We start from the raw sequence: 13294 nt of genomic DNA, 5'->3' as shown, positions 1-13294 counted from the left end.
TATAACAGATTATTTTACCCCTGTAAAGTCTTTTTACTTTACAGGGTAAATTTTATTTTCGTTTCATTTTTCGAAGTTTACGTTGGATCATTTTTTGTTTACGTTGAGCTTCTAGAGCTTCTGGTGATAGAGGTTCACCTGCACCTCCCATCAAGTTTGATAAATCTCCCATATCCGGCATTCCTTGTCCTTTCGGAAGATTTTTCATTTGTTTCATCATTTTACGCATGGAACCATTCTTACCTTGGGACATTTGACTCATCATTTTTCGTGTCTGATTGAATTGTTTAATAAGTTGATTCACTTCATTCAATTCACGACCAGATCCACGCGCGATCCGACGGCGACGACTTTGAGAAATAATATCCGGATTTTCTCGTTCTTCCGGCGTCATCGACATCACGATTCCTTTAAGACGGGCCATATCTTTATCTGAAACATCAAATTGATCGAATCCTGGAATTTTATTAACACGTGGGATTAATTTCATCAGATCTTTAAGGGGTCCCATCTTGGTCACTTGATCCATTTGTTGGATAAAATCATTGAAGTCAAAGCTGGCATCTTTAATTTTTTCTGCCATACGTTCGGCTTCGGCTTCATCAAAGTCTTGTTGGGCTTTCTCAATCAGGGTGAGCATATCCCCCATTCCGAGAATACGCCCAGCCATTCGATCCGGGTGGAACGGTTCTAAGGCATCCAGTTGCTCACCTTGACCGGTAAACTTAATTGGCTTCTCTGTAATCGCTCGAATTGATAGCGCAGCTCCTCCACGCGTGTCCCCATCGAGCTTAGTTATAATAACCCCTGTAATATCTAAGGCATCATTAAATGCTTCAGCCACATTCGTCGCATCTTGTCCGGTCATCGCATCAACCGTTAGTAAGATTTCATCAGGATGAACGGCGGATTTAATATTGCGTAATTCATTCATTAACTCTTCATTAACATGCAGTCGTCCTGCCGTGTCAATGATGACTACATCGTTTCCTTGTAATTTAGCATGAGCTAATGCATCTGTTGCGAGTTGAACCGGATTGACATCCGTCCCTTGTGCAAAGACTTCCGCACCAATCTGTTGACCAATCGTCTGAAGTTGGTCAATCGCTGCCGGACGATAGACGTCTGCAGCAACTAAGAGCGGACGTTTAAGTTGGTGATGCTTCGATAAATAATTCGTTAACTTCCCAACTGTTGTCGTCTTACCTGCCCCTTGAAGCCCCGCCATCATAATAACCGTTGGCGGTTGCTTGGAAATATTTAAAGGCGCTTGTTCGCCTCCCATTAAATCCGTCAATTCTTCGTTAACAATTTTAACGACTTGTTGTGCCGGGGAAAGTGACTCTAAAACATCCGATCCTAAAGCACGTTCATTAACTCGCTTCACAAAGGTTTTGACGACTTGGAAGTTTACGTCTGCTTCCAGTAAAGCGAGACGAATTTCACGCATCATCTGTTTTAAGTCAGCTTCCGTAATCTTTCCACCGGCTCCTAGCGAACTCACTGCGCCTTGGAGTCGTTCTGATAATCCTTCAAATGCCATGGATTTCCTCCTAAATTATTCTTCTTGTTGTATTAATCGTTGAATCAATTCACGCCCATCGGAGTCAGTAACGTAGGGTAATAATTCTCGATAATAATCGAGTCGTTTTAAGCGTTTTTGATTAACTTTTAAAGTCTCTTCATAATGAAGCAATGCATTTTCAGCTCGCTTTAAATTATCGCGCACTCCTTGGCGTGTAATATTGAGTTGTTCAGCAATTTCAGCTAAAGAGAAGTCTTCTTCATAATACATGGCCATCACATCTCGCTGCCTGTCTGTAAGTAACTGCTTATAAATGGGAAATAATTGCCCCATTAAGACCATATTTTCTAGAAACATTGCCTACTCCTCACTGAAAGGTTAATCTGATAATGTCATTAAGACATCACTAATTAAGCTATACATATATTGTTCTGGATCGAAGACTTGTAGGTCTTTTGCTTGTTCTCCCAATCCGACATATTTCACTGGAATATCTAATTCATAACGAATTGATAAAATGACTCCTCCTTTAGCGGTTCCGTCTAATTTCGTTAGAACCAGTCCAGTAATCTCGGTTGCTTCATTGAATTGTTTGGCTTGGGTCAATGCATTTTGACCGGTTGTCGCATCTAGAACTAATAAGACTTCTTGAACGCCATTTGGATTTTCGCGTTCAATAATTCGCTTCATCTTTGCTAACTCTTCCATCAAATTCGCCTTTGTTTGAAGTCTTCCAGCAGTATCAACTAAGAGATAATCATATTGTCCTTCTTTTGCTGCTTGCACCGCTTCATAGACGACGGAAGCCGGATCAGCTTGCGCAACCCCTTGAATTACTGGAATATTTAAACGTTCTCCCCAAACATTGAGCTGCTCGACTGCTCCTGCACGGAAAGTGTCACCAGCAGCCATCAACACTTTGTGGCCTTGTTGTTGTAATTGATAGCCAATCTTTCCTACCGAAGTTGTCTTGCCCACTCCATTTACGCCGACAAAAAGAATCACTGTCGGACCATCGGAGTTCTCATTTAATAAGACCGTTTGCGTATCATCTTTCTCATAGATGCGTACCATTTCACTGACAATCGCTTGCTTCACATCTTCAAGATTTGATAATTGTTGTGATTCAATTCGATCTCGGATCGCATCCGTTAAAGCAATTGTCATATTAAAACCAACATCCGCACTAATAAAGGCTTCTTCTAACTGATCATAAAACTCATCGTCAACCCCGTCAAAACTAGTAAATAATTCCGTTAAACGTTGCGTAAAATTTTTACGGGTTGCTTCAAGCCCTTTATCATACGTGTCAAATACAATTTGTTGCTCTTTTGTTTCAGCTTGTTCGCGAACAACTTTATCTTCACCGGTAAATGCACGACGAATTCGATCGAATAATGACATAAGCTCATCTCCTTATTTTTTGATATAGCGGTAAATTGCGTGCGCGACACCGCTGGCATTATTATTGGTTGTTACCCAGGTGCTCATCTCTTTCACCGCGGGAACAGCATTTTCCATTGCGATACGCACACCACACGATTCAAACATCGGCACATCGTTAAGTTGGTCACCGATGCCCATCATCGCAGTTTGAGGTATATTTAAATCTTTACTTAATACTTGAAGCGCTGACCCTTTATTTATCCCTTTGAGAATAATTTCTATTTGAAAAGGGTATCCTTGAATAATTTGGTAATCTCGAGCAAGTTGCGGATCAAGTTGTTTCAGCTGACGTGCTAAGTGGGCTTCATCAGTCGCAATAACCACTTTGTTAAATTGATGATCCGGTAAAATCTTCTCGTAATCCAATGTCGTAACCGGTGCCGTCGTTACTTTGGTAGTATACCAACTCGGATAACCGTCCGGATATTTTAAAGGTTCATAAACCCACTCGTTATCGATAAGATTGACTGGTAAAGCGAGACGCTCTCCTTCAACAATCCAACGTTGAACATCATCATAACTCAAGGGGTAATCATAAAGTAATTGGCCCGATTGAGCATTGCGAATCTGTCCACCATTAAAATTAATCATCACATCATTCGATTGAATCGGAAGTTGCTCGATAATCGTCCGGGCGGATTGATACGGCCGTCCTGTACAAATAACGATTTGTACACCTTGACTTTGCGCCCATTGGATAGCTTTTAAATTTTCCTCGGGAATATGCCCGTAATCATTCACTAAAGTTCCATCAATATCAATTGCGATTAGTCTAATCATTTTTTCAATCCTATCTTTTGCAATGAATTTATTATAACAAATGTTTGCTCTTTCTTCCATCTTATAACAACGCACTTGCTTTTCAAAGCATTCATAAACAATGGTATTTCAGTGAGTTATTTCATTCTGGTGAAATAAAAAAGCTTGGCAGTCTCCCGCCAAGCCGCTAATGATTAAATTTTGACGATGAATATGATTATTCACTATCTCGATGATCTAAGGTAACCGTTGCTAACTTGGAGACACCGGATTTTTCCATCGTAACACCATAGAGTCGGTCGGCACTTTCCATCGTTCCTTGTCGATGCGTAACGACAATAAATTGTGTATCGTGAGTAAATTCACGAATATAGCTTCCGTAACGTACGACGTTCGCATCATCTAAAGCAGCCTCCACCTCATCTAAAATAACAAATGGCACAGGTTTTACTTCTAAGATTGCAAATAACAAAGCAATCGCGGTTAATGCGCGTTCCCCACCTGAAAGTAAAGCTAAACTTTGTTTCTTCTTACCAGGGGGCTGGGCAATAATATCGACACCCGTGGTGAGTAAATCATCTGGTTGTGTCAATTGAAGTGAAGCATGCCCACCTGCGAATAGCTTTTGGAACGTCTTTTGAAATTGTCGATCTATCTCTTCAAAAGATTGAGCAAAACGCGTCACGACCTCATGGTCCATTTCTTGCATCGTTTGGGTCAATTGCTCCATCGCCATTAATAAGTCATCACGTTGATGCGTTAAATTATTATAACGAGCACTTAATTCATCCCAATCATCAATTGCTTGCAAATTAATCGGGCCTAAACGATGAATTTGTTGACGTAATCGTTTCACTTGATCACTTAAATCTTCTGGAATATTCACAACTTGTTCCTCAATAAGCTCTTTCGCCATTTCATAGGTTAATTGGTATTCTTCATTCAAATGATTTAAGTGTTGATCGATGGTCGTTTGATGCTGTTCAATTTGAGTTTCAACTTGAACTTGCTTTTGGAACATTTTTTGTTGTATTTTTACAACCTCTTCCCGTTCCACTTCTAGGGTTTCTAATTGTGCTTGTTGATCCACTTTTTGTTGCTTATATTTTTCAAGTTGTTGCTCATCTTCTTTAAGTAGTGCATCCAGTTGCTGAATTTTTGTTTGCAGTTGTTCAATCTGTTCGGCATAATCCGATTGCTGATTGCGGTGTACTTGTTGCTGTTTGACACTCGCTTCTTTATTTGCATGTCCTTCTGCCTGTTGCAATTGCATTGTTTTAATACGTTCTACTAACTGCTTTACTTCAACTTCTAAGACAGCTAATTTTGTATGTAACGATTGACTCTGTTGATTCAGTTGTTTAAGGTGCGCTTGTTTTTCACCTTCATCGAATTGAAGTTGCTTTAACAATGCTTGCTGTGATTCCAATGTTTGTTCGACTTGTTCTAATTGTCCTTGTGCTTTTGTAACTTCTTCTTGATAGGTCACTAATTCTTCTTCAATATCTTGACGTAAATCTTGTTGAATCGCCAATTGATTTTGTTTTTGAAGTAACATTGTTTCTTGTTCCTTAATCAATCTGTGAACTTCATTAGATTGTTCCACAATCTGTCGATTCTTCAATTGATACTCTGATTGTTGCGTCATCGATTGCTGATACTTCTTGGAGAGTGTGTGCTTCTGTTGATTTAACTTCACCACATTCTCTTCAAGTCCCGCTAATTCTTTAGCTAGCTTGTCAATTTGGTTTTGCCGCGATAACATCGATTCACTCTGACGTTGAGATTTCCCTCCTGTTACCGAACCACCCGGCATCAGTACATCTCCGTCTAAGGTCACTATTTTTACTTGATGACGGGTCGATTGCGCTAATTTTTGCGCTTCTTTAAGTGAGTTAGCAATCACCGTCCCACCAAGTAGATGCTCTGCAATGATTCGATTTGCAGGCTCTACATGAATTAGCTCACTAGCAATGCCGATATAACCTGGTTGGTTTTCAATTTGAGCCAAATGTGATTTAGAGACGTATTTGGGCTTAATATTTGTACGCGGCAAGAACGTTGCGCGTCCGGCTTTTTGTTGGGTTAAATATTGAATCGCTTTCCGTGCAGCACGATTGTCTTGCACGACAATACTTTGCATACTACTTCCCAATGCTGTCGAAATAGCCAGGTCAAATTGCTCAGCTACTCGTATTAAGTCCGCAACCGTCCCCTCGATCCCAGTAAGTACATGGCGCTCATTCATCACAGCGCGAACGCCTCCGTAATACCCAGCATAATTGTGCTGTTGATCGAGTGCATGTTGATACTGTTGTTCTTTGCGATAACGAAGATTTTCCGCTTCTTGCAGCTGCTTGGTTAATTGCTCTTGTTGCCAATGTAATTTCGTCACTTGTTGATCGATATCTGTCTGGTTCGATTGAATCTCAGATTGTTGCTGCTCGATACGCTTTGCATCTGATTCGTAATCTTTCTTTTGCGAATTGATCTTGTCAATTTCAAGTTGGATTGCGTCAATTTGATCTATTACTTGTGGTAGACGTTGTGTCAAGCGTTCAATTGTCAATTGATTTTGATTCACAATATTTTTAGCTTGTGCTTGATCTTGAAAAAGCGCTAATATTTCTTCACGAATATCTTCACTTTGATGTTGACTTAACGATTGGAATTGTTCTAATCGCTCTGTCACTTGATCCAATTGAGCTTGTACTTCTTGGCATTGTTGTTGCTTTGTTTCTTTTTCAGCTTTAGCTTCTTTTAATTGTTCCGCTAATACTTCCAAGTTGGTTTGATTTTGTTGAACGGACGATAGATTAAGTTCCAATTGCTCGATCGAATACGATAAATCACGTTGCAATAATCGTTCGTCTGAGCGATATTGTTCCATCTCTTGCCAATGACGTCGCTGAGTCAGATTGATTGCATCTACCGCTGTTTCATCTTCGTTCATTTGTTGTTTGATGCCTTGAATTGATGATAACAGTGACTCATCTTTTTGCGAATGGTTGTCAATTTCATGTTGGATTTCTACTAATCGTTTCGTTAATTCTTCAGAGCGCTGCTCACTCTGTTCAATTTGTTGAGTAAGTAAGGTGACTTCCCATTGTTTTAATTGTTCTGCCGTTGCAAGGTATTTTAACGCATTTTTGCGCTGAGATTCCAGTGGCACAAGTTGCTGTTCAATCTCATGGATAATGTCTTTCAATCGACTTAAGTTATCCTCGGACTTTACTAATTTACGCTCTGCTTCTTGCTTTCGATATTGATATTTTTGGACGCCAGCCGCTTCTTCAAAGATAACGCGTCGTTCTTCGGGTTTACTTAAGAAGATTTGTTCGACTTGTCCCTGGGAAATAATAGAAAAGCTGTTTTTCCCAAGTCCTGAATCAAGTAACAAATCGACAATATCTTTTAATCGTACCCGTTCTTGATTAATATAATAGAAACTATCTCCATTTCGATTATAACTTCGCGTTAAACTAATCTCACTAAAATCATAATCCAAATAACGATCTTCATTATTTAAAACTACAGTTACTTTTGCAATATTAACGGGCTTTCGATCAGCAGTACCATTGAAAATAACATCTTCCATTCGATTCCCGCGTAAACTTTTAATCGATTGTTCCCCAAGAACCCAGCGAACAGCTTCCGTAAAGTTACTTTTTCCACTTCCATTCGGGCCGACGACCGCAGTTAATCCTTGATCAAATTCAATAATGGTTTTATCTGCAAAAGACTTGAATCCTGTCATTTCAACTCGACTTAAATACATAATTCACCTCCTTATTTTAATCTAACTTGGCCAGTGCAGCTTGAGCCGCTGCCATTTCTGCTTTTTTCTTGCTAAGACCGGTACCTTCGGCTACTAATTCTTGATTAATATACAGTCCCATCGTAAATTGTTGATGATGTGCTGGACCAGACTTAGCTAACTCACGATATTCGATTAAGACAGTTCCTTGTTGTTGCAAACGCTCTTGCAGCAATGTCTTATAATCTTTATTGATCAGCTTCAGCCAATTTACATGGTCTTTCAATAATTCTCGATGCAAAAAATCACGAACGACCTCTAACCCTTGATCTAGGTAGAGTGCACCTAATAATGCTTCTAAGGCATCCGATAGTATCGAATCGCGCTCCAAGCCACCACTTTTGAGTTCTCCGCGCCCTAACTTTAAATAATCTGGTAAATTGAGTTGACGAGCCAGTCGTGCTAAACTCGGTTCTCGAACGAGTTGGGCTCGCATTCTAGATAACTCTCCCTCAGCCAAATTAGGGTATTGTTGATATAAGAACTCACTGACAATAATTTCAAGCACTGCATCGCCTAAAAACTCCAATCGCTCATTGGAAGCTAACTTCCTACTACGATGTTCATTAACAAATGACGTATGTTGCATCGCTTGATCAAACAGTTTCGCTTGACGAATGGTTATTGCTAATTTTGAGTTAAGATTGTTAATTAATGGATTCATTCTATCCCTCCTTTCCGTCTCATCATTATAGCATAGATGCGGATATTTCCTAGAATTTCACTTTAAAAAACAGCACAAAAAACAGGCTCTTTCGAGCCTGTCATAAAAAATGGAGATTAAATTATTCAGCTACACGCTCATCAGATAGTAAGTAGATTTCACTCCACTTCAAATCACTACCGATTTGAACATCCCAATGAGATACACGTTTGTTAACAGCTGTTAAGTTATAACGGAATAATGTTGGAATTGCTGGTAACTCTTCCATCATATATTCTTGCCAGTTATGGAATGCTTCAGTACGGAATTCTTCGTCGAATGACTTATCAGAAGCAATATCTGCTAATAATTTGTCGTTCTCTTCCGTTGCCCAACGTAGCATATTGAATTTTGCTTTACGTCCCCATAATCCAGCTGGGTTAGGGTCTCCACCTATACCAAATGCTGCTTGATACACCATAATTTCAGGATCATCACTTTCTACACGATCATAGAATGCGTTCATATCGTGTAATTGACCATCAAGCAACTCGATATCAATACCGATATCTCTCCATGATTGGATATAGTATGTTGCGATTGGTTCTGAAACTTCAGCTCCAGACATCGAAGCGAAGGTTAATTTTAATGGTTCTCCTTCTGGCGTCTCAACGAATCCGTCACCATCTACGTCAACGAATCCGGCTTCTTCTAAGATTTGTTTCGCTAATTCAGGATTATATTCTGGCACTTCAATATCTTGATTCCAGTAAGCCGTGAAGTTTGGTGTAATGAATGAGTTAGCAGCTTGACGTAAGCCATGGTAGAAACGTGTAGCAATTGCGTTGTTGTCAATTGCGTGAGCCATTGCTTGACGGATTGCTTTGTTAGAAAGTGGAAGTGTTTCGTCGTACTTCACTTCACCCGCTTCATCATCCCAAGTACCTTGCTTGAATCCGATATAGGTAAATGCGTTATCAATGGTACCTAAAATATCGATGTTGGTTGCGTCTTTATAAGTTTCATATTGATCTGCAGGAAGTGACGCGATATCGTAGTTACCTGCTTTAATTTCTTGAATAACGTTCGTTGCAGCTACAACTTCAACCGTAAGGTTATCAATGTTTGGACGACCTTCATACCAGTCATCAAATGCAGAATAAGTTACCGCTTCACCAGGCACTACACGGTCAACTTTGAATGGACCGAAACCAACCGGTGTGCTACGTACATATTCACTATCTTCTAATTCGCCGACAGGAATTTCACCTAAAATATGTTCAGGCTCCATATAACCTGAGATTCCACCACCAGCTTGTAACATTGAGTTTGATACACTCTTATAGTGAACAATTAATGTATAGTCATCAACACGCTCAAGACCAGAAATTTCCTCTGCATCTCCTGCATGGTACTCTTCCATACCGACAACGTTCATATAGTCTTCACCGTAACGAACGCCTGTATAATCTGGGTGTCCAATGACATAGTATGGGAAGATAACGTCATCAATGGTAATTGGCTCACCGTCATGCCATGTTTGTCCTTCAGGAATCGTTAATTTTACAGTTTTTGCTTCTGGGTCAAACTCAACGTCTGCAAAACCTGAGTTATCGATGGTGAAGTTTTCATCATAACCTAAAATTCCTGGGTTAAAGTAACTAATTAAGGAAGCATCAGAGTTGTTTGAATAAAGCATGTTATTTAACACACCTTCGAATGGTGTCCCTACCATTGCAACTTTTAATTCGCCACCTTCGATTGGCTCTCCTTCACGGATCACTTCACTCTCGAAGCTTAATACTCCCTCTTCAGTCTCCTCTGCTGTAACAACGTGCGCAACAGGTTGTGCGAATACCGTAGATAATACAGCTGCTGTACTTGCTAAACCAAATACTTTTTTAAATGACTTTCTCATTAGATAACCTCCATTTTTATTTTGGTATGAAATAAGACAATATCTTTTACTCAACCAACATTTATTAACAGTTTATGAGACATAATCAATCGCGAATGCGCGTGATTATCCTATCTCTTAAACGTTATAGCCATTGTAACATCTTAAAAATTAGAAATCAACCTCATTTTTTAATTTTAATCTTAAAAATCTCACTTTAATTTCAAATACCATTCATTTTATTCATCGTATCGCCATTTCGCTAACATTTTATTATATTCAGTATTTAAAAAGAGGTATACAAAAACACCCTCGATATGAGGGTGTTAAATGAAGTGATTATTCAGCTACTGGGGAGTCAGCTAATAGTTTAATTTCTGACCATTCTAAGTCGTTACCAACTGTAGTATCCCAGTTACTTACGCGGTTATTAACAGCAGTCAAGCTGTAGCTATAGAATGTTGGGAAGCAAGGGATTTCTTCAATCATATATGCTTGCCAGTCATAGAAAGCTTTTTGACGAACTTCTGGATCGAAAGCATCTGGAGAGTTGATTGCTGCTAACAGCTGATCATGCTCTTCCGTTCTCCAGCGATACATATTGAATCCAGCATTTGGACCATAGAATTGAGTTGGGTTTGGATCCCCACCTGTAATCCAGCTCGCTGCGAAGACGTCAATATCTGGGTCGTCAGCTTCAAGACGATCGTAGAAGTTATTCATGTCTAATAATTGACCATCAACTAACTCAACATGGATACCCACATCTGCCCAGCATTGTAAGTGGTATTGAGATAATGGCTCAGCAATTTCCCCACCAGACATGAAGGCATATTTTAATGTGAATGGATTTCCATCTAAGTCCTCAACAAATCCGTCACCATCTTTATCTTCAAATCCAGCTTCAGCTAAGATTTCTTTAGCTTTCTCTGGGTTATAAGAGTATCCTTCTTGATCGAAGTTATGATAATCCTTGAAGAATGGTGGAATATGTGAGTTCGCTGGTTGACGTAATCCATAGAAGAATCGTTCAGATACTGCTACGTTATCAATCGCATAAGCCATCGCTTGACGAATTGCTTTATTCGATACAACACGTGTTTCATCATATTCTACTTCAGATGTTTCTGCATTCCAAGTACCCATTTGGAAACCAGTGTATGAATACCAGTTGTCTACACTACCAGCAATTTGGAAGTTTGTAGGATCTTGGTATTGTTCCCATTGGTTAGCTGGTAATGACGCGATATCGTAATTACCTGCTTTAAGTTCTGCAACCACGTTAGTTGGGCTCACACGCTCAAGAAGAATCTCATCGATTGCTGGACGTCCACGGTAATACTCATCGAATGCTTCGTATACTACCGCTTCACCAGGAGTGATTGATTTAACTTTGAATGGGCCAAATCCAACTGGATTTTGACGAACTGCATCTGAGTCTTCAAGGTCAGCAACAGGAATATCTTCTAAGATATGTTTTGGTTCAATATAGTTACATACTGCCCCACCTGCTTGAAGCATTGAGTTACTGAACTCTTTATAGTGGATGACCATCGTGTAATCATCGACACGCTCAAGACCTTCAATCTCTTCTGCATCGCCATTGTGATACTCTTCCATACCAATAACGTTTGTGAAGTAATCTCCATAACGAATACCTGTATAATCAGGATGACCGATAACATAGTAAGGGAAGATTGCATCATCAATCGTAATCGGCTCACCATCATGCCATACGTGACCTTCAGGAATTGTGATCTTAACAGTCTTCTCTTCTTGGTTGAACTCTACATCCGCAAAACCAGAGTTGTCAATCGTATAGTTCTCATCGAATCCGTAAAGACCTGGGTTGATAAAGTCTACAACCGCCGCGTCTGAAGAGTTGGTCCATAACATATTATTAAGTAAACCAGCCCAAGGAGTATCAGATACGAACGCAAATTTAAGCGTACCGCCTTCGATTGGCTCTCCTTCATTTTCGATAACTTGTGGGAATTCAACAGTCTGAGCGTTAGCAACTTGTGCTACCGTCCCACCGATTGCAGCTGAAATCGCAAAACCAACTGTGAACATTGATAAAGCTTTCTTCAATGATTTCTTCATATTCTTCCTCCATTTATTTATGATACATTCATTGTAATCGTTATCAGTAGAAATTGCAAGCCTTTTCTTTACATTTTTTCATACTTTAGTCTACATTTTTTCAAATACTATAAAAAATAATGAATCGCATAGAATAAAAAATCAAGAGACATTTCTGCCTCTTGTTAAAATCAATTATCCACGACGTTGACGTGAGTCAGCTGCACGTTGGAATGCTTGTCCCATATAGTTAATACTTAACATTAGAACTAAGATAACTAATACTGCTGGTAACCATACCCATGTTTTATTTTGAATAACGTCTGGGTTGTTTGCAGCTGCGATCAACGTACCTAATGATGGTGTTGCTGCTGGAAGACCGAATCCTAAGAAAGAAAGTCCTGTCTCAATCCCGATATTCCCTGATAAACCTAACACTAAGTTTGTAATAATAATCGAACTTAAGTTAGGCATCACTTCACCAAACATAATCTTCCAGTCCGGAGTTCCCATTGTTTTAGAAGCACTTACGTAATCTAATGAGGCTTCACTTAAGGTAACGGTACGGAAGAGACGCACCCCGCCTGCCCAATAAATGGAAGACAAGATTAAAATTAATGAAATTGCGTCAAATCGACGAATAATTTGAGTAATAACAATGATTAAAATAATTGGCGGTAAGATAATGATGAAGTCAACAATACGCATCATAATATCTTCTACCCAGCCACCATAGTAACCAGCCATAATTCCTAAAATAATCGAAATGGTTGTTGTAATAATGGTTACTGAGAAACCAATAAATACTGAGTTACGGGTTCCGATAATTAGTAGTGATAAAATATCACGACCACCATCATCAGCCCCTAAAATATAGCCATTTTGTCCTGGTGGTGTAAAACGTTCGAACACATCCACTCGAGTTGCTGCATCATGGTCTACCACGAGGGCACCTACAAACGCAACGAGCAAGACCGTAATAAAGACAATTAAAGCAGTAATTGCGACTTTATCTTTCGCAAATTCACGTTTAATGACCTCAAACCCCATCGGAGGAATAGCTTCTTTGTCAACTTGTTCTAGAACTTTTTCTTCAGTTGGTAATCCTTGATTAATTTCTGCCAT

The 13294-nt window shown here is 39.5% G+C and carries 9 protein-coding genes; all 9 read right to left on the bottom strand.

What is annotated here, in order from left to right:
* Positions 1 to 52: 52 nt before the first annotated feature.
* Entirely contained in the window at positions 53 to 1543 is a 1491-nt protein-coding gene (ffh, locus tag CYJ57_RS01985; protein ID WP_101953868.1) for a signal recognition particle protein, read from the bottom strand.
* Between the two features lie 15 nt (positions 1544 to 1558).
* Positions 1559 to 1882: a YlxM family DNA-binding protein gene (gene ylxM, locus CYJ57_RS01980; protein WP_101953867.1), complete on the bottom strand. Its 324-nt coding sequence runs from the start codon at positions 1880 to 1882 to the stop codon at positions 1559 to 1561.
* A 21-nt stretch (positions 1883 to 1903) separates the two neighbouring features.
* The gene (gene ftsY / locus CYJ57_RS01975) at positions 1904 to 2929 is read right to left on the bottom strand and encodes a signal recognition particle-docking protein FtsY (protein WP_101953866.1); all 1026 of its coding nucleotides are present in this window, start codon (positions 2927 to 2929) and stop codon (positions 1904 to 1906) included.
* Between the two features lie 12 nt (positions 2930 to 2941).
* Positions 2942 to 3751 (bottom strand): Cof-type HAD-IIB family hydrolase, encoded by an 810-nt coding sequence (locus tag CYJ57_RS01970; RefSeq protein WP_101953865.1) that lies wholly within the window; start codon positions 3749 to 3751, stop codon positions 2942 to 2944.
* Between the two features lie 196 nt (positions 3752 to 3947).
* Positions 3948 to 7508 carry a chromosome segregation protein SMC gene (gene smc, locus CYJ57_RS01965; protein ID WP_101953864.1) on the bottom strand — a complete coding sequence of 1187 codons (3561 nt, stop codon included), beginning with the start codon at positions 7506 to 7508 and terminating at the stop codon, positions 3948 to 3950.
* Positions 7509 to 7524: 16 nt separating this feature from the next.
* On the bottom strand, positions 7525 to 8211 hold the full coding sequence (gene rnc, locus CYJ57_RS01960) for a ribonuclease III (RefSeq protein WP_101953863.1): 687 nt from the start codon (positions 8209 to 8211) through the stop codon (positions 7525 to 7527).
* Positions 8212 to 8332: 121 nt separating this feature from the next.
* Positions 8333 to 10108 (bottom strand): oligopeptide ABC transporter substrate-binding protein, encoded by a 1776-nt coding sequence (locus CYJ57_RS01955; protein WP_101953862.1) that lies wholly within the window; start codon positions 10106 to 10108, stop codon positions 8333 to 8335.
* 318 nt (positions 10109 to 10426) lie between these two features.
* A complete protein-coding gene (locus tag CYJ57_RS01950) occupies positions 10427 to 12190 on the bottom strand; it encodes an oligopeptide ABC transporter substrate-binding protein (protein WP_101953861.1) in 1764 nt (587 codons plus the stop codon).
* Between the two features lie 174 nt (positions 12191 to 12364).
* Positions 12365 to 13294 carry an ABC transporter permease gene (locus CYJ57_RS01945; RefSeq protein WP_101953860.1) on the bottom strand — a complete coding sequence of 310 codons (930 nt, stop codon included), beginning with the start codon at positions 13292 to 13294 and terminating at the stop codon, positions 12365 to 12367.

Origin of the sequence: Falseniella ignava (assembly GCF_002847645.1) — a bacterium.
GTDB lineage: Bacteria > Bacillota > Bacilli > Lactobacillales > Aerococcaceae > Falseniella > Falseniella ignava.
Note: the sequence above shows the minus strand (reverse complement) of the source record. Positions and strands in the feature narration are given on the sequence as shown.

Excerpts from the sequence above, each read along its gene's own strand:
- ffh (WP_101953868.1), bottom strand. The coding sequence starts at position 1,543 with ATGGCATTTGAAGGATTATCAGAACGACTCCAAGGCGCAGTGAGTTCG.
- ylxM (WP_101953867.1), bottom strand. The coding sequence starts at position 1,882 with ATGTTTCTAGAAAATATGGTCTTAATGGGGCAATTATTTCCCATTTAT.
- ftsY (WP_101953866.1), bottom strand. The coding sequence starts at position 2,929 with ATGTCATTATTCGATCGAATTCGTCGTGCATTTACCGGTGAAGATAAA.
- CYJ57_RS01970 (WP_101953865.1), bottom strand. The coding sequence starts at position 3,751 with ATGATTAGACTAATCGCAATTGATATTGATGGAACTTTAGTGAATGAT.
- smc (WP_101953864.1), bottom strand. The coding sequence starts at position 7,508 with ATGTATTTAAGTCGAGTTGAAATGACAGGATTCAAGTCTTTTGCAGAT.
- rnc (WP_101953863.1), bottom strand. The coding sequence starts at position 8,211 with ATGAATCCATTAATTAACAATCTTAACTCAAAATTAGCAATAACCATT.
- CYJ57_RS01955 (WP_101953862.1), bottom strand. The coding sequence starts at position 10,108 with ATGAGAAAGTCATTTAAAAAAGTATTTGGTTTAGCAAGTACAGCAGCT.
- CYJ57_RS01950 (WP_101953861.1), bottom strand. The coding sequence starts at position 12,190 with ATGAAGAAATCATTGAAGAAAGCTTTATCAATGTTCACAGTTGGTTTT.
- CYJ57_RS01945 (WP_101953860.1), bottom strand. The coding sequence starts at position 13,294 with ATGGCAGAAATTAATCAAGGATTACCAACTGAAGAAAAAGTTCTAGAA.